At 67.5% G+C, this 6,998-nt stretch carries 5 protein-coding genes; all 5 read right to left on the bottom strand.

Annotation, left to right across the window (positions count from 1 at the left end; genetic code table 11):
• Positions 1–1,924, bottom strand: a 1,924-nt coding sequence (locus ACWELJ_RS04680) for an alpha/beta hydrolase-fold protein (protein ID WP_452364813.1), incomplete at its 3' end; no start/stop codon positions are given.
• 142 nt (positions 1,925–2,066) lie between these two features.
• Positions 2,067–3,092, bottom strand: a complete 1,026-nt coding sequence (locus ACWELJ_RS04675; protein WP_452364807.1) for an alpha/beta hydrolase — start codon at positions 3,090–3,092, stop codon at positions 2,067–2,069.
• Between the two features lie 173 nt (positions 3,093–3,265).
• Complete coding sequence (locus ACWELJ_RS04670) at positions 3,266–4,276, bottom strand: alpha/beta hydrolase (RefSeq protein ID WP_452364806.1); 1,011 nt, start codon at positions 4,274–4,276, stop codon at positions 3,266–3,268.
• 86 nt (positions 4,277–4,362) lie between these two features.
• Positions 4,363–5,322, bottom strand: coding sequence for an alpha/beta hydrolase (locus ACWELJ_RS04665; RefSeq protein WP_452364805.1), 960 nt, complete (start codon positions 5,320–5,322; stop codon positions 4,363–4,365).
• A gap of 566 nt (positions 5,323–5,888) precedes the next feature.
• Positions 5,889–6,935, bottom strand: a complete 1,047-nt coding sequence (locus ACWELJ_RS04660) for an alpha/beta hydrolase (protein WP_452364804.1) — start codon at positions 6,933–6,935, stop codon at positions 5,889–5,891.
• Between the last annotated feature and the right edge of the window lie 63 nt (positions 6,936–6,998).

Below are 6,998 nucleotides of genomic sequence, written 5' to 3'. Positions count from 1 at the left end.
CCGGAACGTTGGCCGGAGCCGGAGCCGGAGCGTTGGCCGGAGCCGGGGTGGCCGCCGGAACTGCGGCCGGGGCCGGGTCGGGCTTGGGGGCCTCGCTGCCGGGAATGGCGATGGGCCGCCCGTCGTGGGTGGCCGCGGTGGCGCGGCCGTCGCGGATGGTGATGGTTCCGCCCTGGAAGGTCTGCTGCAGGCCGCCCGGGGTCTGCCCCTCGTCGGAGATCGGGAAGCCGAGCGGTCCGTTCTCGAATCCGGTCGCGCCCCAGGCGTCCATGATCTGGCCGCCGCGCACGCCCCAGGCGCCCGAGAGCGGGCTCCAGTAGATATTGCCGCCCTCGAAGGCGGTGTAGCGGCCGAAGTCGCGCAGTCCCTGCTCACCGCTGGTCGGGAAACCGTAAGGGCTGTTCTCGAATCCGAGCTGGGCGTACTTGCCCAGGATCAGCCCCTGCACCAGATGCGCACCGGTCTTCGCGGTGAAGTACACCGGTCCGTTCTCGAAACCCTGGACCACGCCGTCCTTCTGGGGCGTGCGCGCCTCCTGCCCGTTCGGATAACCCGCCGGGCCGCGCTCGAAGCCCTGCCGGGCCCATTCGTCGAGGATCGCGCCGCGCACCGCCTGGGCCCCGGTCTGCGGGGTCCAGTAGATGGATCCGTTCTGGAAGTGCTGCACCCGGCCGCGGGCGTCGGGCAGCCCGCCCTCGCCGGCGGTCGGGAAGCCGAGAGCGCCGGTGGGCCCGCCCAATCCGGCGTAGCTGCCGCCGATCGCGCCCGCGACCGGCTGCGCGCCGGTGCCCTGCGAGAACATCACCCGGCCGCCGCGGAAGTCCTGGCCGACGCCGCCGGTCATCGGGTATTCGCCGGTGAGGCAGTCGCCGAGCCAGTTGTTGCCCTGCGCCACAGCGGCGATCGCGCCCCCGATCCTGCAGTCGACCGGGGCGGAGTCCACGCCGATCGCGGCCGCGGTCTGCGGCCAGGCCTGGCGCATCTCGAAGTCCCAGTACGGCCAGGTGTGGGTGCCGGAGGCGCGGTAGTTCACCGAGACCGGGATGTTCAGCTTGTTGAGCTTGGCCACGAAGTTCTGGGTGCTCAGCCGCGACAGCACCTCGAGCCCGAGACCCGCGTAGTTGGTGGTGATGCCGGGAATGTCGGAGAGCGGGTCGGTGGTGCCCGCGACGCCGTTTCCGCTGGAGACGTACAGCGCTGTGCCCTTGAGCTTCTCGGCCTGCTCGTAGGGGTCGTGTTCCTTCCAGGCGGCGCTGGACGGCGGCCCGAACATCTTGGACGAGTCGAAGCCGCCCGCGTCGTGCATGGCGAAGTTGACCGCCTGCGGCATGCCCAGTGAGGTCAGGGTGAGGAACCCGGAGTAGGAGGCCGCCGAGCGGACCCAGCCCGGGTTGCGCGCGGCCAGCATCATGGCGGCCGTGCCGCCCATCGAGAGGCCCTCCACCGCACGCACATCGGTGGCCCGGAACTGGCTCTCCAGCAGCGGCGGGAGTTCCTTCACCAGGAAGGTCTCCCATTGGTAGTTGTGGCCGTTGTCGGGGGCCAGCCAGTCGGCGTAGAAGCTGGACTGGCCGCCGATGGGCAGCACCACCAGGGCGTTCTTGTCGGCGTAGAAGCCGGCCGCGCCCGCGTCCTTGGTCCAGCCGTTCTCGTCGTCGGTCGCGCGCAGGCCGTCGAGCATGTAGACGACCGGGAATTTGGCGTCCGGCTTGGTGTTCCAGTCACGCGGCAGCAAAAGCTGAATCTGGAGCGGTCCGCCGGTCGCCGGGGAGTTCACCCAGACATTCACACGGTGGTCGTTGAGCCAGTTCATCTTCTGGACCGACGCGATCGGAGTCGGGGCCTCGGGGGCGGCGCTCGCCACCCCCGGCACTAAGAAAGTGCCCGCTGCCAGCGGAAATACCGCTGCCATGGCGCATGCCATCCTGCGCATGCGCCCTGCTCTGATCCCACGGACAACTCCAGCCACACTAGTGTTGTACCTCCGGAACCGCGTGAGTTCCGGTAGGACACACGCAAACCTGCCGTTCCGCAGCAAACGCCCAGTTGCCGGCCCGGACCCGGCGTCAAGCCCCCAGTGCGGCCAGAATGTCGGGCCGGGCGTCGGCCAGCTGGTCCTGCCAGTAGCCCCAGGAGTGGGTGCCCTGCACCGGCAGGTTGTAGTGCGCGTCGATGCCCAGCTGTTCCATGCGGCCCATGAACGACATGGTGTTCACCATCGACAAGGTCTCCAGCGCAACGGCATTGACGGTGTTGAACAGTCCGGTCGCCGAGTCCGGGTCGTCGTGCGGGCCGAGCACGCCCCACGACGCGGAGATGTACAGCGGCAGATTGCGCAGCTGCGGCGCGAACACGAACGGGTCCATGCGCAGCCACTGCGGGCTCCACGGCCAGGCCATCGAATCCACGTTGAACCGGCCCGCGTCGAGCATGGCGATCCGGATCGCCTCCCGCATACCGGGCGCGGAGATGTTCAGATAGCCCGAGAACGAGGACGCGTGCTTGAACTGGTCGCGGTGATAGGCGGCCAGCGCCAGCGCCGCCGAGCCGCCCATGGACAGTCCGGCCACCGCGTTGTTGGTGCGGGAGACGCCGTAGCCCTCGAGGAACGCGGGCAGCTCCTCGGTCAGGAAGGTCTCCCACTTGTAGGTGAACTTCTGGCCGTTGGTGGACGAGGGCGCGCGCCAGTCGGTGTAGAAGCTGGACTGGCCGCCGACCGGCATCACCAGGGTGACATTGTCCTCGGCGAACTGTTTCAGGGCATTTGTCTCAAAAGTCCAGGCATTGAAGTCATTTCGGGCACGCAACCCGTCGAGCAGGTACAGCGCGGCATTGCCGCCGTGCCGCGCCCACTGCACCTGGACCTTGATCGGGCCCATGCTCGAGGGCACGAACAGCTCCTCGAATCCGCCCTCGGGGGTGCGGTGCACCGGGTGCGTGGGCATGGCGGCCGCGGGTCCGGCCAGCGCCGGGAGCGCGGCCATCGCCAGGGCCGCGACCAGGGCGCGCCGCCAGAATCGCCGGACGCGGGCGCGCGTGGTGAGCCGAACCGAACCGTGCTGTGGGCATGACGAAGCGCCCTGTACTGCCATAGAGATCGATCTCCTGAACCGCAGGGGGGAACCACACCGACGTGACGGGAGTCACGGACAACGGTGCACTCTACCGCCGGCTCGGAGGTAATCGGCGGGTATCCCGTTCAGCAGGCGCGTGTTTCGATCATGGCTCCACGCCATGCGCGATCACGGCTCCACGCCATGCTCGATCACGGCTCCACACCGAGCGCGGCCGCGGCCTGCGGCCAGGACTGTCGCATCTCGAAATCCCAGTACGGCCAGGAGTGCGTACCCGCCGCCCGGTAGTTCACCGAGACCGGAATGCTGAGTTTGTCGAGTTTCGCCGCGAATTGCCGGGATGACATGCGCGCCAGGATTTCCAGCGCCGTACCCGACCAGTCGGTACTCACTCTGGGGATCGCCGCACCACCCCGGACGCCGCCGGACCCGGTGCCGCTGGAGATGTAGAGGCTGACACCCTTGAGCCGTTCGGCCAGTTCATAGGGATCGTGCGCGGACCACTCCGCGGCGCCCGGCGGCCCCCACATGAAGTCGGCGTTGTTCTCCCCCGCCGCCCGCTGGGCGAGCTGGATCGCCTGCGGCATACCGATGGTCGTGGTCGTGAGCAGTCCGGAGAACGACGCCGCGAAACGCGCGAACCCCTTGTTGCGCGCGGCCAGCGTCATGGCGGCCGCACCGCCCATCGACAGTCCCGCGATGCCGCGCACATCGGTGGTGCGCCAATCGTGTTCCAGCAGTGGCGGTAATTCCTTGGTGAGGAACGTTTCCCACCGATTGGTCCTGCCTTCCGAGGCCTGCCTCCAGTCGGTGTAGTAGCTCGCCGCGCCGCCGATCGGCAGCGCCACCACCACGTTCTTGTCGGCGTAGAAACCTTGCGCCCCAGCATTTTTGGTCCAGCCGCTCTCCTGATCACCGGCCTGCGTTCCGTCCAGCAGGAACAACAGCGGGAACTTGGCGGCAGGCTTGGCATCCCAGTCGCGCGGCAGCAGCAGTTGCACCTGGACCCGGCCGTGCATGGCGGGCGAATCCACCCACAGCGCAACACGTCTCGGCCCCAGCGAGGTGACCTGGGTGATGGCGGGCGCCGCCGCGGGCGCGGGTTCCGCCCGGACCGGCCCGCCGGTGAGCACTATCGCGACGGCCGCCGCGATGGCGACCGTCCCCCGGATCCGGCACGTGCGCCGTCGTCGCGATACCACCTGTGCCACATTAGCTTTCGAACCCGTCCGGGAAACGGCGAATGCCGGTCACCCAGAGGGTGACCGGCATTCGGGCTATCGGAAGATCAGATCGCGTTCAGCGCCTGCAGGATGCCGATGCGGGACTTCCACAGTTCGGCCTCCCAGTACTTCCAGGAGTGGGTACCCGTGGCCGGGAAGTCGAACTCCGCCGGGATGCCCAGCTGCGCCAGGCGGGCCTGGAACGAGCGGGTGTTGAGCAGGCAGACCGCCTCGATGCCCATACCGACGCCGGTGTCGAACACCGCGCCGGCGTTGGCCGGGCGGTCGAACTCACCGGGCAGCGCGCCACCGGCCGAGATGTGCATCGGCAGACCACGCAGCTGCGGGGCGAACACGAACGGGTCCATGCGCAGCCACTGCGGGCTCCACGGCGGCGCCATCGAGTCGATGTTGTAGGCGCCCCAGCGCAGGACGGCCACGCGGAGGGCCTCCCGCATACCGGGGGCGGAGACGTTCAGCGCGCCGGAGTACGAGCCGGCCCACTTGAACTGGTCGCGGTGGAAGGCGGCCAGCGCGAGCGCGGCGCCACCGCTCATCGACAGACCGACGACCGCGTTGTTGGTGCGGGAGACGCCGTAGCCCTCGAGGAAGGCGGGCAGCTCCTTGGTCAGGAAGGTCTCCCACTTGTAGGTGAACTTCTGGCCGTTGGTGTTACTCGGGGCCAGCCAGTCGGTGTAGAAGCTGGACTGACCACCGACCGGCATCACCAGGGTGATGTCGTCGTTCGAGAACTGCTGGTTGGCGTTGGTCTCGAAGCTCCACGCGTTGCGGTCGTCGCGCGCGGCCATGCCGTCGAGCATGTAGAGCGCGCCGTTGCCGCCGTTGCGGGCCCACTGGACCTGGACCTTGATCGGGCCCATGCTCGAGGGCACCATCAGGTCCTCGGTGGCGCCCGGGTTCATCCGGTGGGTGATGCCATGAGCGGGCAGGGCCTGCGCCGGAGCGCCGCCCACCACCGCCGGCAGCGCGAGAGCGGCGACCGATGCGACCAGCGTCCGCCTCATCCATGTACCCGCACCGCGTGTCGGTCGCGCCGCAGTACTCCCCCCGTTCCTGCCGAACCTCATGAATCCTGCTTTCTTTTTACTCCGGCTACTTCGCTGCTGACGGCCAACCCGCCCCATGAGTGCAGCCGACAACGGCCGCTACATCACCGGACAGCGAGATCCCCGACAACCTCATCAGATTGGTTCCGCGTGACAATATGTCACGGAGCCCACTCTCGGCAACAGGACCGAATGATCTTTCGGCACAATGAGAAACACGCCGACTCGCGAGTGTCGCGGCACTGACGCGAACCGCAACTGACGCGTACACGAACTCGCATTTCACCTATGCGCAAACAGCGATTCGGTACCAGTGACTTGTGTCACCCACCCGCCTATTCGCCATTCCTATTACAACAGCTCAGCAGGTAATCGACAGCCCCCAATCTCACTGGACGGCAATGCCTCCGATGCCCGCCGACCAGGCACAACAAAACAGCGGCATGAGACACCGTCTCATGCCGCTGATCGAACATCGTGCGAACTCGGGTCGAACCGTGTTGCGGTGGCGCGGATTTCGGACGTCAGCCGATATTCGCCGACATGTCCGGAATCATCCGGTACGCGTTGTCCTGCCAGTTGGTCCAGGCGTGCAGGCCGGCGGGCGGGAAGTCGTAGACCACGTTGCTCGCGCCCAGCGACATCATGCGGACCTGGAACGCGCGGGTATTGGCCAGCGCCAGCGCCTCCAGCGGGGTGCCGCGGACGATGCGGTCGGCGGCCGCGCCGAACGGAATGTCGAGGTCCTGCTGCATCGGCAGACCGCTGCCGGCCGCCACCCAGACGCGGGTGTTGTTCGCGATCAGGGTGGGCGCGAAGACGAACGGATCCATGCGCAGCCACTGCGGGCCCCACGGCGGCGCCATGCAGTCCACGTTGTAGCCGCCGGCGTCCATCATCGCCGCGCGAATGCCCTCGCGCATGCCCGGCGCGGAAATGTTCAGATAACCGGAGAACGATCCGGCGAAACTGAATTGGTCGGGGTGGTACGCCGACAGCGTGAGGGCGGCACTGCCACCCATCGACAATCCGAACACGCCATTGCGATTCGGATTGAAGCCCAGGCGATCCCGCAATGCCCAGCGCAGCTGATTGGTGAGCAGCGATTCCCAGGTGTAGCGGTAGCTCTTGCCCTCACCGCCGCCCAGCGCCTCGGTCATGCCGGATCCGGAATTCGGCGCGGACGAGCCGGAGCCGGGTGCGACGCCGAAGAACGTACTGGGTGAATCCCAGTCCGCGTAGAAGCTGGACTGGCCGCCGACCGGCATCACCACATTGATGTTCCAGCCCTGCAGGACCTCGGCGACATTGGTGTTGATCTCCCAGCCGTTCAGGTCGCCCTGGGCGCGTTCACCGTCGAGCACGTAGACGACGCGGTTGGTATTGCCGTCGTTGGCTCGGAAGATCCGGGACTTGATCGGGCCCATCTCGGGAGAATCGACCCAGAAGTCGAATCCCGAGGGATTGAAACCGGCTGATGCGGGCGGGGAGACGACCACCCCGGCGCCTAACGGCAGCAGCATCGCCGTCGCGATACCCAGCACAGTTCGTTTGAAGCCACGCACCCGCATCGACCCAGCCTCTCATCGGAGCACAGACGATCCAGCAGAACGATCTTCTCTTCGGAACTGCTC

Source organism: Nocardia sp. NPDC004582 (assembly GCF_053602115.1).
This window is presented reverse-complemented; position numbering and strand designations above follow the sequence as displayed.